The organism is Paraburkholderia sp. BCC1885 (genome assembly GCF_900996235.1).
Classification (GTDB): domain Bacteria; phylum Pseudomonadota; class Gammaproteobacteria; order Burkholderiales; family Burkholderiaceae; genus Paraburkholderia.
The window spans coordinates 77,989-92,336 of the sequence record NZ_CAAJGM010000066.1 but is presented as its reverse complement, the minus strand read 5'-3'; the positions used below and the strand labels follow the sequence as shown (position 1 = coordinate 92,336).

Below are 14,348 nucleotides of genomic sequence, written 5' to 3'. Positions count from 1 at the left end.
CGAATGCGGGCACGAACGACGCACGCCATAGCAGGCCCAAACGCAAAATTAGTGGAGTACGAAGCATGACCGCCCCAACCAGCCTGCCTACGGTGCAGAATGAACCGCCCAAAAACGCCAAGCCAATCGGCACGCGGCTGGGCTTCTCGAATTACCTTGGATTGCTCGGTGCGCTCCTCGGCATGATTGTGCTGTTCTCGCTGCTGAGTTCGCACTTCCTGACCTACGACACCTTCAGCACGATCGCGAATCAGATTCCCGATCTGGTTGTGATGTCGATTGGCATGACCTTTGTGCTGATCATCGCGGGGATCGACCTCTCGGTCGGTTCCGTGCTGGCGCTCGGCGCGGCGCTCACCAGTGTCGCGGCTTTGCAATGGCACTGGCCGGCATTGCCTGCCGCCTTGCTCGGCATGGCGGGCGCCACGCTGACGGGCTGCGTAACCGGCGCCATCACGGTGGTCTGGCGGATTCCGTCGTTCATCGTGTCGCTCGGCGTGCTCGAGGCGGCTCGCGGCATTGCCTATCAATTGACGAACTCGCGCACGGCCTACATTGGCGATGCATTCGATTTCCTCTCCAATCCCATCGCCTTCGGCATTTCTCCCGCATTCCTGATTGCGATTGCGGTGATGATCGTCGCGCAGCTCGTGCTGACGCGCACCGTGTTCGGCCGGTATCTGATCGGCATCGGCACGAACGAGGAAGCCGTGCGTCTCGCCGGCGTCAATCCGCGCCCGTACAAGATTGCGGTCTTCGCGATGATGGGCCTGCTTTCCGGCCTCGCCGCGCTGTTTCAGATTTCGCGGCTCGAAGCGGCGGACCCGAACGCGGGCTCGGGCATCGAATTGCAGGTGATCGCGGCCGTGGTGATTGGCGGAACGAGTCTGATGGGCGGACGCGGCTCCGTCACCAGCACGTTCTTCGGCGTACTTATCATTTCGGTACTGGCCGCGGGGCTTGCACAGATTGGAGCGACCGAGCCCACCAAACGCATCATTACGGGCGCCGTGATTGTCGTGGCAGTGGTGCTGGATACCTATCGGAGCCGGCGTCGCGCCGCCTAATCTGATGGTTGGATCAACGGTCGGCAGGAGAATAAAAGTGTCGAAAGAAACAAAGCAGGGCCGGGTTCTCGTGGTGGGCAGCATTAATACCGATCTGGTGGCCCGTTCGCCGCATTTGCCACGTCCCGGCGAGACCATTGGTGGACATGAGTTTTCGCAGGTCGCGGGCGGCAAGGGCGGCAATCAGGCGGTGGCGGCGGCGCGCATCGGCGCGCGCGTGGCGATGATCGGTTGTGTCGGCAAAGATGCCAACGGCACGCAGCGGGTCAAGGATCTGGAAGCGGAAGGCATCGACTGCGCGGGCATCGAGGTCGATCCTGTGCAGCCCACGGGTGTGGCCATGGTGACGGTGTCGGACGACGGGCAGAACACCATTGTGGTGGTGGCGGGCAGTAACGGCGAGTTGACGCCCGAGACGGTGGCGCGTCACGAAGCGGCGATCAAGGCCTGCGACGTGGTGGTTTGCCAACTGGAAACGCCGTGGGATTCGGTGCACGCCACGCTCGCGCTCGCACGGCGGCTCGGCAAGATCACCGTGCTTAATCCCGCGCCGGCCACCGGTCCGTTGCCGGCGGAATGGCTGCCGTTAGTCGATTACCTCGTTCCGAACGAGGTCGAGGCGGCCATCCTCGCGGGTCTGCCGGTCGAATCGCAAAGCGGCGCGCGAAGGGCCGCGACGGAATTGCGACGCGGCGGCGCGCGCAACGTGATTGTCACGCTCGGCTCGCAAGGTGCTTATCTTTTGCTGGAAGACGGCGAAGGGGCGCATTTCCCGGCGCCGCAGGTGCGGGCAGTGGATACCACGGCCGCCGGCGATACCTTCATTGGCGTGTTCGCCGCGCAGCTCGCCGCACGGCAGCCGCTGGATGGCGCGATCAGCCTCGCCCAACGCGCGGCGGCGATTTCGGTGACGCGCGCCGGTGCGCAGCCGTCGATACCGACCCGCGCGGAGGTCGATAGCGCCGCTTGAGGCGCGTGGTGGTTGTGGTGACATGAGGTCGTCGGGCCGGTCACTCTGAGTGGTTTGACGTTGCATTGCCGGCGCCCTTTCGCGAGGGTGTCCTTGGGTTAATCGCGGTCTCTACCTGGGGGTGAAGCATGAAATCACAATATATAGGTATCCTTATTATGTCGATGACGCTTGCCGGATGCGGCGACAGCGTCGCGCCCGTCGACCCGCTCGCCAGCGCGCCGAAAGTCATCATCGATTCGGACTTCAACACGATGGGCGACGACGGTCAGCTCTTCGCCATGACCACGCAGTTGATGGCACAGAGCAAGGTCAATCTGCTGGGGCTCTGTGTCGTGACCGGCAACGACTGGCTGCTGCAGGAAGAAGCGGATGCGCTGAAGGCCGTGGAACGCATGGGCGTGCAGAACGTGGTGGGCGTGTACGGCGGTGCCGATTATCCCTTGCAATACGATGTGGCGAGTATTCGGGCGCAGCAGGCCGCCAATCCGCAGGGCTATTTCGGCGCGTGGAGCCGGCCGGAGCCGACCGAACAATCGCAGCTCGTGGCGCCGCCGGACGGCTTCGCGGTGTCGACGAAACTACAGGTGCAAAGCGCCGCCGACTTCATGATTCAGACCATCAAGCGCTATCCGAATCAGGTCACCATTCTCGAAGTCGGGCCGCCCACCAACCTTGCCACCGCCATCATGAAAGCGCCGGAGATCGTGCCGCTGATCAAGAAGATCGTCTACATGGGCGGCGCCATGGCCGTGCCTGGGAATGCGAATGCGGTGGCCGAACTCAACTGGTGGTTCGATCCGCTGGCGGTGCGCACGGTTTTGCAGACGACGATTCCGCAATACGACATTCCGCTCGATGTGACCAACACGGTGCCGCTCACGCAGACCGTCTACGACGAGATCGTCAATAATCCTGCCAAACAGACTGCGGTGACGAAGGCGTATGCCGCGGCCAATGCGGGTGCATTCGCTGAAAATACAGACTTGTTCGACACGCTGACGATCGCGTATTTCAGCGACCCCACCTATGCGACGCAAACAAAAAGCGCCTACCTCGATATCGACACCACCAGCGGCGAAGATCAAGGCCACGTGACGGTATATCCCGATCAACCCGCGCCCGGAGCCTCACCGCAAAAGATCACCTACGTGACGCAGTTCGACAACACTCGCTTCTTCAATCTCTATGTGGATCTGCTCACGCGTCCTGTGCCGGTGACCTTGCCGTGATCGGCGCGCGACGGGCCGCGCGCTCACACATCAGGTGCCCTCTTTCACCACTTCGATGAACGCGCGCAGCCCGGCGGGCACATGGCGATGACCGGGATAGTAGAGATAAAGGCCGGGAATGACGGGGCACCAGTCGTCGAGCACCGTGACGAGCCGGCCATCATCTAGCGAGGGGCGCGCTGCCGGCTCGGGAACGTAGGCGATTCCGAGTCCGTTGGTGGCGGCCTCGATCATCAAGCTGTTGTTGTCGAGCGTCAGCGCGCCGGGGACATTGATCACGACCTCCTGCCCTTGCCTGGCAAACTCCCAGCGGTAGAGCTTGCCGCTTGGTAGACGATGACGGATGCAGCGGTGCTGCGTCAGATCGTCGGGCGTCACCGGCCGTGGCTGTTGCGCGAGGTACGATGGCGCGGCGACGGTGATAAAGCGAAGGTCGTCGCCGAGTTGCACCGCCACCATGTCTTGCGGCAACGATTCGCCCAGCCGCACACTGGCGTCGAAGCCCTGTTCGACGATGTCGATCAGGCGCCCCTCTGCCACCAGATCCAGCGCCATGCCCGGATAGCGCGCGAGGAAGCGCGGCACCACGGTCTGTAGAAGCAGCCGCACGGCGCCCTCGTTGGCGTTGATCCGCAGCGTGCCAGTGGGCTGGCCGCCTTGGTCGGCGACGGTGTCGAGCGCCTCGTCCAGTTCGCGTAACACCGGTGTGAGACGCCTGAGCAGTTGCTCGCCAGCCTCGGTCGGCGACACGCTGCGCGTGGTGCGATTCAGCAGGCGAACCCCCAGATCACGCTCCAGAGCCCGCATTGCGTGACTGAGCGACGATCGCGATACGCCAAGCGCATCCGCCGCGCGGCGGAAGCTGCGATGCGCGGCGACGGCGGAAAAGGCGGTTAGATCGGCGAGGGTGGGTTTGGCCATTGGTGAAGTTTTTTCACGGAGTCGTGCCAACTATAGCGGCTTATCACACCAGTGACGCGATCCTAGAATGGGTTTTCGAACCTTCAGGAGATCGCGACATGAGCAAAACCTGGTTGATCACAGGCACTTCCACCGGCCTTGGCCGCCTGCTGGTCGAGCGTCTGCTGGCGCGGGGCGATTGCGTCGTCGGCACGCTGCGGCGACCCGGCGCGCTGGACGATCTGCTCGCGCAATACGGCGAGCGGCTGCGCGTCCTGACGCTCGACGTAACCGACACTCATGCCGTGCGCGCGAGCGTGGACCGCGCATTCGAAGAGATGGGCCGCATCGACATTGTGGTGAGTAATGCGGGCTACGGCCTGTTCGGCGCGGCCGAGGAGGTGACCGACGCGCAGTTCGAACAGCAGATCGCCACGAACCTCATCGGCTCGATTCAACTGATTCGCGCGGCGCTGCCTCATCTGCGTGCGCAAGGGGGCGGGCGCATCGTGCAGGTTTCGTCGGAGGGCGGTCAGGTGGTCTACCCGGGCTTCAGCCTGTATCACGCCACCAAGTGGGGCATCGAAGGTTTTGTGGAGGCCGTCGCACAGGAGGTGGCGCCGTTTGGGATCGATTTCATCATCGTCGAGCCGGGGCCTACCGCAACGAGCTTTCGCGAGAATCTGGCCACGCCGGAGCCGTTGCCCGCCTATGCCCATACACCCGCCGGAGAGATTCGCCGCATGATCGACGCCAACGCGTTTCCACGGCTCGGGGATGCCGCCAAAAGCGTCGACGCGATGATCGCCGCCGCCGATGCCGACAAGCCCGCCTTGCGTCTCGCGCTGGGCAGCACGGCTTATCGCTCGATCAGCAAGGCGCTCACGGGCCGGCTTGTGGAACTCGAGGCGCAGAAGAGCGTGGCGCTTTCCGCTGACGTGGATAGCTGACGGGCGCGTCCCTTTCGCAACCGCTAGCACATCGCGCCCGGCCGCGATTGCCCCCAAGATTGCGATAGCCTTCGGACCGAAAAGCCGGTATCGTCGTAAATGACTACATTAAGGTCATTTACGCCATGCGCATTGCCATTCTCGCACTCGAGGGACTGTTCGATACCGGCCTCTCGGTCATGCTCGACGCCCTCGGGCTCGCCAACAAATTCTCCGCCGCGCAGATGGGCGGCAGCCCGCATTTCGACGTATCGATTATCGGCATGCGCAAGCGAGTCCGCTCGGCGCACGGTTTGATCATCCCTGTGCAGGCCGTTACGGCGGATCTACGGCCCGACTGGGTTGTCGTGCCCGCGTTGAGCACCGGCTCGCCCGAACAGTTGATTCCGGCTCTCTCAAGGCCGGATGTGTGCCAGGCCAAGACGCAACTGCTGCAATGGCGCGCCGAGGGGGCGTTGATCGCCGCCTCGTGCATCGGCTCGTTTCTGGTGGCGGAAACCGGGCTCCTCGATCATCGGGAAGCGACCACGACCTGGTGGCTCGGTCCGCTATTCCGGCAGCGCTATCCGACAGTGTTGCTCGACGAATCGCGCATGCTGGTGCCGACCGAGGTGGGCGTGACCGCGGGCGCCGCGATGGGCCACCTGGATCTCGCCCTCTGGTTGATACGCAAGGCGAGCCCCGAACTCGCGACGGTGGTGTCGCGCTACCTGCTGGCCGACATCCGTTCCTCGCAAGCGCCGTACATCATTCCCAATCATCTGGCGCAGGCCGATCCGCTGATCCAGCGTTTCGAAGCGTGGGCGCGCAATCATCTCAAGGCGGGCTTCTCGTTGCAGGTCGCAGCCAATGCGCTGGCGACCAGCGCGCGCACTTTGCAACGCCGTTGCCAGGAAGTGCTGGGGAAATCGCCGCTCGCGTACTTTCAGGACCTGAGGGTCGAGCGGGCGCAGTCGCTGATTCATGGCAGTGGTATGGATCTTGAGGCGATTGCGGCCGAAGTGGGTTATGTCGATGGCGCGACTTTGCGCACGCTCTTGCGTCAGCGGCTGGGGCGGGGCGTGCGCGATCTGCGGGCGGATCTGCGGTGACGGTCTAGCTTCGCGTTTGCCCGTTAATCACGTGCACCGTTTCCGCATGCCGTGTATGCTTCGCCCTCGATTATCCCTACGCCGAGCGATGCCTTTGGCAGCGCGTCGGCAAGCGGAATAATGCGATGGTATGGTGGTGCGTCGCTCTCAGGGCCGCACCGCATACGCCTGAGGCCTGGCGTTTTCATCTCGAACCTGATGGCGCGGTTGGATTAGTCCGTTAAACCGCACCACTTCAATCACTGTCCGTTGAGGACAAACAAAAAACTATGTTGGTAGAAAGCAAGCATCCGGTGGGCACGCCCGCACCGGAGAAGGGTGATTCGTCGTCTCTACGCCAATGGCTTTCCGTTGGCGCCGTTGCGCTTGGCGCATTCGCCTTCGTGACGACAGAATTTTTGCCGGTCGGCTTATTGCCGCACGTGGCCAAAGAAATGGATGTGCTGCCGGGCACCGCCGGCCTGATGGTCACCACGCCTGGCGTGATTGCCGCGCTTTCTGCGCCGGGGCTGATGCTCGGCGCGGGACGGATGGACCGCCGGCACGTCTTTCTGCTGCTGACGGCGCTGTTGCTGGCATCCAATCTATTGTCGGCATTCGCACCGAATTTTGCCGTCATGCTGGTGGGGCGTGCATTGCTGGGCGCGGCTTTGGGCGGCTTCTGGACGCTGGCGACGGCCGCCGCGGGCCGCCTCGTACAACCCAAGGATGCCGCCAAGGCCACCGCGACCATCTTGACGGGCGTGACATGCGCCACCGTGATCGGCGTGCCGCTCGGCACCTTCATTGCGGGCTTTTCCTCGTGGCGCTTTTCGTTCCTGGCCACCGGCGTGCTGGTGGCCGTCGCATTGATCGCGCAGGTATTGCTGGTGCCGTCGCTGCCTTCGAGCGCGGCGCTGCGCTTCGCCGACCTCGTCGAGCTGATGCGGCGTTCTTACACGCGTCGCAGCATGCTGATGGTGGGGCTCGTGTTCGGAGCCCACTTCTGTTCCTATACCTACATCACGCCGTTTCTGCTGCATAACGCCAGCTTCGACATGTCGACGATTACCTGGTTGTTGCTGGGATTCGGCGTAATCGGTTTCTTTTCAAACTTCGCCGTTTCGAGCACGGTCAACCGGAACCTCAGGGGGTCCGTGGCGGTGATGGTGTCGCTGCTGATGTTTGCGCTTTTGTCGATGCCGTTGTTGCGACATTCGCAACTGGCGGTGACGATCGACGTGCTCGCGTGGGGCATCTCGTTCGGCGCGTTGCCGCTCTGTTTCAGCGTGTGGATTCAGCGTTCGACACCGGATTTGCCTGAGGCGGGATCGGCGCTGTTCGTCAGCATCATTCAGGTTGCGATTGCGGTGGGGTCGTTGGTGGGCGGGACGATCGTCGACTCGGTCGGCATTCCGCCTGATTTCCTGCTAGGCAGCGCGCTTGCGCTGCTCGGTCTGGCCGCGTTGGCGAGCTTCGGAAGAAGCACGGTGGCGAAGACCGAATGCGACGGCCTCGCGACACCGGAATAAGAGCTGGCGACCCTCCGCCGCGCGAAGGCGTATGCAAAACGGGCGCCGTTGCCAGCGACGCCCGTTTTAGCGACCTGATTGCGCCATTACCTTATTTCAATGCGGCACTCTCGCGGGCGTACAACTGGCTGACCTCGAAGTAATACGTGTGGGTCGCGCCACCTTCGTCCGCCATGTCGATCGCGTCATAGCGATGATCGCCCTGCGTAAGCAAGCTCTGCTTCGTGACACGCAATTTTTTCGCGCTCGCCCACGCGTATTCCTCGGATATCGCGATCACATGAATCGCCGACTCCGGAGCGAGACCGTCGCCGCTATGCGCGATGTCCTGCGAGATACCGAACAGGTAAAGCCGCGCAGCGGATTGCGCGTCAGCATGCCCCGCTTTGCCCAACAAAAAACTGTAGGTCGAAATAAAGCCGAAAATCGGAATCTGCTGTATGGGGCGAATCTTTTCGACATCGCTGAATTTCGACAGCGCGCCCTGGAAGTCGCCTTGTTGAGCCAGCCGCATGGCTTCACGGTCGATGTTGTCGCACAGCCGGATCAGTTCCAGATAATTAAAGCTGACGTCATTTAGAAAATTGACGCGTTGTTCGTGGGCTTGGGTCAGGGCGGTCTGATATCGGCCATCGCCTGGAGAAACCGGCAACGGCGCGAATACGTCGCTCGTTTTGTTGCTGATCGCCGTGACCAATCTCGGCGCGAACTGGAAATACGCCACCGTCGGTTTGCCGGCCGTGGACGGGCCAGCATAGGTGATGGCTTGCAGGTTCGCGTCGTGATACGTGTAGGGATGAACTTCGGATATCTTCGCCGCCTGCGAGCGCGCCCATTCGGCGATTTCGTTGATGGTAATCACCCGTACCGGATCGTCCGGGGATGCGCCGCTGCCGGATTGGTGCTGGAGAATATCGGCCATCGCCATGGCTCGCTCGTGGCACCCTGCGGCGTCGTTTGCCTGGGAGAGCTTCGTATAGATCCGCTCGCACAACACCTGCACGTCGAGACTCGGAAATTGCGGCAAAGGCGCGTATTTGCTTAACGTTTGCAGCCGGGCGATGGCTTCGGCATCGTTGCCTGCCTGATCGAATGCAGCCGTATCGCGGACCGTAGTCCCGATCTCCTGCGACAACCGTTGCAGGTCAATCTGGTTATCCTGCGCAAACGCCTGTCTTTGTTTTTGTAATTGCTGGACTACCGCGGCCGGTGCTTCAGCGAAAACGGTTCCGGACAATGCAATGAAAAATAGACTCAGAAGCAGACTCAGAAATAAACTCGCCCGCCATCCCGTCTTGCGCATGGATTCCCCCTGAGTGGCCGTCGACGCAATAGCGTCGACACCGTTCGTTTGTAATGACAGCCCTGTGTGGGCTGGTCTCGATTCAGGAAAAAATCCTACCATAGCGGTATGTGTTGCTAATCGGGTTGGCAGCCATTTTTTTGTTAAGTTAGCGCTAACGCAAATCCGTCCGCTGCAAGCATGGACAGCGGTGGAAAAGCTGGCTGCGCCGTTGCAGGGGCAGAGTTCAGGCACGAGTGGTTCGCTAGTGAATACTTCGGCGTGAATGCTTACGGGTGTCAAATGCTTGTTATCGAATGCTTGGCCCGGAGCGTCATCAATCGCAAACGTTGCGTTGCGCAATCCTGAAGGACGCCGGCTTCAGATTGGCGACGGCGGTTCATCATTTCGGGAAATGCCAAAAATCGAAATTCACCCTTGCGGACAAAGCGCTTAATTCTTGGCGAACGTTTTCCTAAACTTGTAGCCACCTGACATGGCTTGATTCTGCGCTTTCGTGCAATGCTGGCTGAAAAGCCGTATTGCGCGTCGCTGGAGCCGATTGAGACATGGTAGCGGGCAATCATGGACATATATGGGCGCGGTTATCTGCGCCGAGATTCCATTTCAATCTAGGAGAAACGGGTTATGAACAAGACCACCAGCATATTCATCGCGGCTGCCGCCGCGCTCGCGCTGTCGGGCGGCGCGTATGCACAGAACAACACGCTGGCAACCCCGAGCACCGTGTCGCCGGCCGCTGCAACGAGCGGCTACGGCACGCCTGGCGCCACCAACTCGGATAGCGGCAGCGCTGCGTCGTCGAACTCGAGCATGCAGAACAGCGCGAGCAATAGCGCGACGTCCCTCACCAACCTGCCCGGAAGCCACAACACGCTGGCTACTCCGAGCGTAGCATCGCCGGTTGCCCAATAACCGCGATCAAGGCTTTAAGCCTCGTTAAAGCGAGGCGTCGTAAGAAAAAAGGCCGCTGCCCTCACGGGCAGCGGCCTTTTGCTTTTCACTGACTGGTTTAGCGTGCCATGGATGTCAGGCGCGTGAAAGTACGTAGTAACCAAAGCCGAGTGTTGCCCGACCCCATCGCAAGTAGGCACTATGCCAATCCTGGATCCGTTTTAGAAACTTTGGCGCATCAGGATCATCGGGATTTGCGGTCAGATATTGCATCATGGCGTCGCAGTACCGGCCTTCGTATTCATCCCACTCGTCATCGTTACTGGTAGCGGTCCGCAGCAGGTCGTAGCCCAACGCACTTGCACGCTGGGCGTTTTCTGCATGAGAAACGAACTCATCGGCTGTTGCGCTTAGGACATCCAGGTAACTCTGCGCGGGCGGCTGCTTCCAGTATCCGTCGGCGACCAGCAAGCGGCCATTTGGCTTCAGCCAGTTGGATGCGATACGCAGGCATTGTTCGAACGAACCGAACGCGTATGTAGATCCGACGCAAAGAATTGCGGCGTAGCCACCTTGCGGACGGTTATGCTCTAGCAATGGAGCGTTGATCAAGCTCAGTCGCGAGTCGTTTGGAGAGTCGCGCTGAAATGCCGCTCGCGCTTCGACCAGGAAGCGCTGGTTGATGTCGACGCCGACGCCGCGTACCGGCGACATACGAAGCACGTCCTGCAATAGCGTTGCCTTACCGCAGCCGGCATCGAGCACGATGTCGGCTGCGGAGAAATTCGCGACGAAACTCCGCAGGAGTTCATGAGCTTTATGCCGCGACAGCGGGCTCAGGTAACGATGGTTACGATGCGCGATGGTGGAAAAGCGGAAAGGGTCTTCGTTCGTGTTGGGCATGATGGCCTTGCGAAAAGGTATTGAGGGATTTTTTCAACATCGATCCGCTGAGCGCTTTCATACACGAACCTCCTGGGTTTTGTCGTTGTGCGATGGATGTGAGTTTACACAGCTTGTCGTGATGCGGCGCAAGATCGCCGATAATCAGCTGATCCATTCATGCAGGGAGACTCACCGCGATGGACGAAATCAACCTGTCGGCAGTTTACCGAAGCTATATTGCCTGTCTTAACAGGCAGGACTGGTCGCAGTTAGGCGTGTTTGTCGGCGACGACGTGATACACAACGGGAAACGGATCGGTTTGTCCGGCTATCGCGAGATGCTGGAGAGAGACTTCCGCGAAATCCCGGACTTGCGCTTCGAGGTTCAGTTCCTCGTTTGCGAGCCGCCACGTATTGCGAGCCGACTGCATTTTGACTGCAGGCCCAGCGGCATGTTTCTTGGGCTTCCGGTGCGCGGAAAGCGGGTGGCATTCGCGGAGAACGTCTTCTATGAATTTTGTGGGGACAAGATTCAGCAGGTCTGGTCGGTCATCGATAAGGCTGCGATTGAGAGCCAGGTGTAGCGGACAGTAGTTGCGGACATCGCGCGGCACGCTGATTGCTGCATCGATATCAAGCAGGCGGTGACCGTCTGTGTCGATATTTCAATCCAATTATGGAGGGACGGATCATGAACAAGGCAACTAGCACATTGATCGCGGCCGTCGCCGCACTCACGCTGTCGGGTGGCGCCTATGCACAGGCGGCTGGAGGTTCGAACAGCGGCGGCTCGTCGGGCAGCACTGCCAGCCCGGCGAACCAGGTAAATGGTGCAACGAGCGGCTACGGCATGCCGGGCAATCCGAACTCGGATAGCGGTCGCGTCTCCGGGGCGCCGAATTCGGGCCTGCCGAGCGGCACGAACTCGACCAGCACCCCTGCGCCGAAGACCAATAACACGCTGGCAACGCCGAGTGTAGTTTCGCCGGCCGCGGGCCAACAATGACAGAAAAGGGTGACCGAATGCGCTTGGGGCGTGCGTTGCTGAGCCCCATCGCAAGAAGGCCGCTGCCCTCATGGGCAGCGGCCTTTTGTTTCTGAACGGCTGCTCGCGCCGTTCAGCCGGAAACCACAGAAAGCGGTTTCGTCCTCATTGTGCTGCGCTGCGTGCCGCTTCGTTATTGGCAGCGGCCACCGGCAGAAGCGTGCGCAATTGCCGCGCGCCTGTTTATTAACATTATCTTAAGCCGTCCCATATAGCGATCATTACCTCGTGGTATCGATTGCCGAGGTTGTGGTGACGCAGCAGAGCGGGCCGTGGCAGGCGCTCACACATTCGGTTCGGCGTCCCACTGAATCGAAGCTCGAGGTGGTCAAGGACGTGGTTGTTACGCCGAGTGCCCGGTTGAAAACATCGGACACGCTTTCTTGTGGGGCCGACTTATTGCCGTAGACGAAGATCGCATTCGGATGCTGACGGGCGAATTCGATGCGCCGCTGCAAATCCCGTTCCGCCGCTGTTTGATCTGCCTGGGCTTGCGCGCGTTGCGCCTGATCGCGCGCCGTAGCGGGATCCAGCAGTTGATGTTCAGGGGCGATGGGCCGCGCCGGCATATTGCAACTAAGCACTACCGATGAACATAGCGACTCGGCGGAACCCTCGGACGCGACGATTGGCACGTCGGCCTCAAGCCCAACGGACGCGGCTGCATCGGTCTGGCCAAAACACGATGCGCCCGCGCCGAGCAGCACCACGGCGGCGAGACCGACTGCCGTCGCGTGAATTCTTTTGATTTGCCTTACGGAGAGCGTCATTCACGTGTCCTGTGACATATCTATGCCAGTCGGACAGACGCGAACCCCGACAGTTCAAGAATGGATCCCACGCCCGCTGAAATAGCGCGTCGTATCCGGCCATACGGCCGTTCTAACAGACCCCTTTCCCTTGCTGCAAAAACCTCGCTATTCTGGTGAATCAAGGGCATTTTTAAAGAGGAGACGACAATGACTGAACTCGTGACATGCGTATGGTTCGATGAAGGCAAGGCGCGCGAAGCGGCGGAATTTTATGCCGCCACCTTTCCCGACAGCCATGTCGATGCCGGTCATGTATCGCCAATACCGGGCATCGGCCAGGGAGACGAGTTGACGGTCGAATTTACCGTCGTCGGACGGCGTTTCGTCGGATTGAACGGCGGCCCCAATTTCAAGCCGAATGAAGCGATCAGTTTCATGATCAAGACCGACAGTCAGCAAGAGACCGATCAATATTGGAATGCCATTATCGGCAATGGCGGCGAGGAAGCGCCGTGCGGTTGGTGTAAAGACCGCTGGGGTTTCTTCTGGCAGATTACGCCCGCGCGCCTGCTTGAACTCGTCAACTCAGCCGATCGTGAGGTGGGGCGGCGTGCAATGGAGGCGATGATGAAAATGAAGAAGATCGACATAGCCGCGGTGGAGCGCGCAGCGGCTGCTATCGATTGACGCGCCGGCGTCATGCTTGAGCGACTGCCCAGCAGATCAGACTGTGACGCGTATCGCGATACGTGCAGCGTTCCAAGGGCAGCAGCACGGTGAAGGAACCTAACGCGTGCCTCACCGGCTGCCCGTTCAAACGCTTAAACGCTCAATGCCCTTCACCTACCTGACGAATCGCATCCAGTTCCGCGAGCACCTCTTGCGACAGGCTCAATTGCGCGGCCTTCAGGTTTTCACGCAGATGCTCGACTGACGATGTCCCCGGAATCAGCAGAATGTTAGGAAAGCGATGCAATAGCCATGCGAGCGCCACTTGCATGGGGGGCGCGCCGAGGTTTTCCGCAACCGTCGATAGAACCGACGACTGAATCGGCGAGAATCCGCCGAGCGGAAAGAACGGCACATATGCGATACCCTGCGCCGCCAGTTCGTCGACCAGCGCATCATCCTCCCGCTGAATCAGGTTGTACTGATTCTGCACGCAGACAATCTCCGCGATGCCCTGTGCTTCGGCGACCTGCATCGAGGTCACGTTGCTCAGGCCGATATGGCGCACCAGACCCTGGTGCTGGAGTTCGGCCAGCGCTTCGACCTGCTTCGCAATCGATCCTTCGGATGGCTCATGGATGCGCCCCATGACCCGCAGATTGACGACGTCCATGGTATCGAGACCGAGGTTGCGCAGGTTGTCGTGCACGCCGCGCTCCAGATCCTTCGGCTCGGACGCCGGCAGCCACGCGCCGTCGTCGCCACGAACCGCGCCAACCTTGGTGACGATCACGAGGTCATCCGGGTAAGGGTGAAGCGCCTCGCGGATGATCTGGTTGGTTACATGGGGACCGTAGAAATCGCTGGTGTCGATGTGATCGACCCCGGACGCCAACGCCTCGCGCAGCACGGCCAGAGCCGCCTCACGATTCGTCGGCGGTCCGAACACGCCGGGTCCGGCGAGTTGCATGGCGCCGTAACCCATGCGGCGCACCGGACGGCCGCCCAGCTTAAAAGTGTCGACGGGGGTGAAGGTTGACATGGCGCTCTCCTTGAGGAGTGGTGAGGGACGAGGCGCA

General features: G+C 60.8%; 16 protein-coding genes. 10 read left to right on the top strand and 6 right to left on the bottom strand.

The annotated features are described in order from the left end of the window. Window positions 1-65 precede the first annotated feature (65 nt). The 3 genes from FQ755_RS05570 to FQ755_RS05560 all read left to right on the top strand — a co-directional run bounded on the left by FQ755_RS05570 (window position 66) and on the right by FQ755_RS05560 (window position 3,269). A complete protein-coding gene (locus FQ755_RS05570; protein ID WP_144151835.1) occupies window positions 66-1,067 on the top strand; it encodes an ABC transporter permease in 1,002 nt (333 codons plus the stop codon). A 37-nt stretch (window positions 1,068-1,104) separates the two neighbouring features. Next, a complete protein-coding gene (gene rbsK / locus FQ755_RS05565) occupies window positions 1,105-2,037 on the top strand; it encodes a ribokinase (protein ID WP_409937149.1) in 933 nt (310 codons plus the stop codon). Window positions 2,038-2,195: 158 nt separating this feature from the next. Then, window positions 2,196-3,269 (top strand): nucleoside hydrolase, encoded by a 1,074-nt coding sequence (locus FQ755_RS05560; protein ID WP_409937147.1) that lies wholly within the window; start codon window positions 2,196-2,198, stop codon window positions 3,267-3,269. A gap of 30 nt (window positions 3,270-3,299) precedes the next feature. Here the strand turns inward: FQ755_RS05560 and FQ755_RS05555 are convergent, their stop codons facing one another. After that, window positions 3,300-4,190, bottom strand: coding sequence for a LysR family transcriptional regulator (locus FQ755_RS05555; protein ID WP_144151825.1), 891 nt, complete (start codon window positions 4,188-4,190; stop codon window positions 3,300-3,302). A 98-nt stretch (window positions 4,191-4,288) separates the two neighbouring features. On the opposite strand from FQ755_RS05555, the gene FQ755_RS05550 reads away from it, so the two are divergent. The 3 genes from FQ755_RS05550 (at window position 4,289) to FQ755_RS05540 (ending at window position 7,721) form a co-directional block, all read left to right on the top strand. After that, window positions 4,289-5,119, top strand: coding sequence for an SDR family oxidoreductase (locus tag FQ755_RS05550; RefSeq protein WP_144151822.1), 831 nt, complete (start codon window positions 4,289-4,291; stop codon window positions 5,117-5,119). 125 nt (window positions 5,120-5,244) lie between these two features. Beyond that, a complete protein-coding gene (locus tag FQ755_RS05545) occupies window positions 5,245-6,210 on the top strand; it encodes a GlxA family transcriptional regulator (RefSeq protein WP_144151819.1) in 966 nt (321 codons plus the stop codon). 269 nt (window positions 6,211-6,479) lie between these two features. Further along, window positions 6,480-7,721, top strand: coding sequence for an MFS transporter (locus tag FQ755_RS05540; protein WP_144151816.1), 1,242 nt, complete (start codon window positions 6,480-6,482; stop codon window positions 7,719-7,721). Between the two features lie 91 nt (window positions 7,722-7,812). Here the strand turns inward: FQ755_RS05540 and FQ755_RS05535 are convergent, their stop codons facing one another. Both FQ755_RS05535 and FQ755_RS05530 read right to left on the bottom strand, forming a co-directional pair. Next, on the bottom strand, window positions 7,813-9,258 hold the full coding sequence (locus FQ755_RS05535) for a DUF4919 domain-containing protein (protein ID WP_144151813.1): 1,446 nt from the start codon (window positions 9,256-9,258) through the stop codon (window positions 7,813-7,815). A gap of 44 nt (window positions 9,259-9,302) precedes the next feature. Further along, complete coding sequence (locus FQ755_RS05530) at window positions 9,303-9,596, bottom strand: hypothetical protein (RefSeq protein ID WP_144151810.1); 294 nt, start codon at window positions 9,594-9,596, stop codon at window positions 9,303-9,305. A gap of 55 nt (window positions 9,597-9,651) precedes the next feature. Here FQ755_RS05530 and FQ755_RS05525 point away from each other — a divergent pair, with 55 nt between their 5' ends. Next, window positions 9,652-9,939: a hypothetical protein gene (locus tag FQ755_RS05525; protein ID WP_144151807.1), complete on the top strand. Its 288-nt coding sequence runs from the start codon at window positions 9,652-9,654 to the stop codon at window positions 9,937-9,939. Between the two features lie 114 nt (window positions 9,940-10,053). Here the strand turns inward: FQ755_RS05525 and FQ755_RS05520 are convergent, their stop codons facing one another. Beyond that, complete coding sequence (locus FQ755_RS05520; RefSeq protein ID WP_144151804.1) at window positions 10,054-10,821, bottom strand: SAM-dependent methyltransferase; 768 nt, start codon at window positions 10,819-10,821, stop codon at window positions 10,054-10,056. A 179-nt stretch (window positions 10,822-11,000) separates the two neighbouring features. Here FQ755_RS05520 and FQ755_RS05515 point away from each other — a divergent pair, with 179 nt between their 5' ends. Together FQ755_RS05515 and FQ755_RS05510 are read left to right on the top strand one after the other, a co-directional pair. Beyond that, a complete protein-coding gene (locus tag FQ755_RS05515; protein ID WP_144151802.1) occupies window positions 11,001-11,387 on the top strand; it encodes an ester cyclase in 387 nt (128 codons plus the stop codon). Between the two features lie 107 nt (window positions 11,388-11,494). After that, entirely contained in the window at window positions 11,495-11,809 is a 315-nt protein-coding gene (locus tag FQ755_RS05510; RefSeq protein WP_144151799.1) for a hypothetical protein, read from the top strand. A gap of 260 nt (window positions 11,810-12,069) precedes the next feature. Here FQ755_RS05510 and FQ755_RS05505 read toward each other — a convergent pair whose 3' ends face one another. After that, on the bottom strand, window positions 12,070-12,618 hold the full coding sequence (locus tag FQ755_RS05505; protein ID WP_144151796.1) for a hypothetical protein: 549 nt from the start codon (window positions 12,616-12,618) through the stop codon (window positions 12,070-12,072). A 189-nt stretch (window positions 12,619-12,807) separates the two neighbouring features. On the opposite strand from FQ755_RS05505, the gene FQ755_RS05500 reads away from it, so the two are divergent. After that, the gene (locus FQ755_RS05500; protein WP_144151794.1) at window positions 12,808-13,287 is read left to right on the top strand and encodes a VOC family protein; all 480 of its coding nucleotides are present in this window, start codon (window positions 12,808-12,810) and stop codon (window positions 13,285-13,287) included. Window positions 13,288-13,429: 142 nt separating this feature from the next. Here the strand turns inward: FQ755_RS05500 and FQ755_RS05495 are convergent, their stop codons facing one another. Next, complete coding sequence (locus tag FQ755_RS05495) at window positions 13,430-14,311, bottom strand: aldo/keto reductase family oxidoreductase (RefSeq protein ID WP_144151791.1); 882 nt, start codon at window positions 14,309-14,311, stop codon at window positions 13,430-13,432. Window positions 14,312-14,348 lie beyond the last annotated feature (37 nt).

Coding starts and splice junctions, on each gene's coding strand:
- FQ755_RS05570 (WP_144151835.1), top strand. CDS start 66: ATGACCGCCCCAACCAGCCTGCCTACGGTGCAGAATGAACCGCCCAAA.
- FQ755_RS05560 (WP_409937147.1), top strand. CDS start 2,196: ATGTCGATGACGCTTGCCGGATGCGGCGACAGCGTCGCGCCCGTCGAC.
- FQ755_RS05555 (WP_144151825.1), bottom strand. CDS start 4,190: ATGGCCAAACCCACCCTCGCCGATCTAACCGCCTTTTCCGCCGTCGCC.
- FQ755_RS05550 (WP_144151822.1), top strand. CDS start 4,289: ATGAGCAAAACCTGGTTGATCACAGGCACTTCCACCGGCCTTGGCCGC.
- FQ755_RS05545 (WP_144151819.1), top strand. CDS start 5,245: ATGCGCATTGCCATTCTCGCACTCGAGGGACTGTTCGATACCGGCCTC.
- FQ755_RS05540 (WP_144151816.1), top strand. CDS start 6,480: ATGTTGGTAGAAAGCAAGCATCCGGTGGGCACGCCCGCACCGGAGAAG.
- FQ755_RS05530 (WP_144151810.1), bottom strand. CDS start 9,596: ATGTCCATGATTGCCCGCTACCATGTCTCAATCGGCTCCAGCGACGCG.
- FQ755_RS05525 (WP_144151807.1), top strand. CDS start 9,652: ATGAACAAGACCACCAGCATATTCATCGCGGCTGCCGCCGCGCTCGCG.
- FQ755_RS05520 (WP_144151804.1), bottom strand. CDS start 10,821: ATGCCCAACACGAACGAAGACCCTTTCCGCTTTTCCACCATCGCGCAT.
- FQ755_RS05515 (WP_144151802.1), top strand. CDS start 11,001: ATGGACGAAATCAACCTGTCGGCAGTTTACCGAAGCTATATTGCCTGT.
- FQ755_RS05510 (WP_144151799.1), top strand. CDS start 11,495: ATGAACAAGGCAACTAGCACATTGATCGCGGCCGTCGCCGCACTCACG.
- FQ755_RS05505 (WP_144151796.1), bottom strand. CDS start 12,618: ATGACGCTCTCCGTAAGGCAAATCAAAAGAATTCACGCGACGGCAGTC.
- FQ755_RS05500 (WP_144151794.1), top strand. CDS start 12,808: ATGACTGAACTCGTGACATGCGTATGGTTCGATGAAGGCAAGGCGCGC.
- FQ755_RS05495 (WP_144151791.1), bottom strand. CDS start 14,311: ATGTCAACCTTCACCCCCGTCGACACTTTTAAGCTGGGCGGCCGTCCG.